The organism is Aquabacterium sp. A08, from assembly GCF_011742065.1.
This window is the reverse complement of sequence record NZ_JAAQQT010000405.1, coordinates 1-266: the sequence shown is the minus strand read 5'-3', so window position 1 is coordinate 266 and position 266 is coordinate 1. Positions and strand designations below refer to the sequence as shown.

At 70.3% G+C, this 266-nt stretch carries 1 protein-coding gene; it reads right to left on the bottom strand.

The annotated features are described in order from the left end of the window. Nucleotides 1-266: hypothetical protein (locus HA630_RS27140; RefSeq protein WP_208299901.1), on the bottom strand; the 266-nt coding region annotated here is incomplete at both ends.

Sequence of the window (266 nt, the reverse complement as noted above, 5' to 3'; positions counted from 1 at the left end):
GACAGGTCGCGCAGCTGGTGGGCGGCCACCCCGGTGAGCAGTTCCAGCTCGTCGGACCAGTCCAGGGCACCGCTGTCCAGGCTCCATTCCCAATGCCCCAGACCCGCCACCCGGCGCACCGCCGCCTCGCGCAGACGGCTGCGGCGCACCTCGCGGTTGAGGTGCCCGGTGCGCAGGGCGTAGCGGACGCGCTCGGTCAACAGCGGCCAGTTGATGGGTTTGGTGATGAAGTCGGTGGCCCCGGCGTTGAAGGCCATCTCGATCGA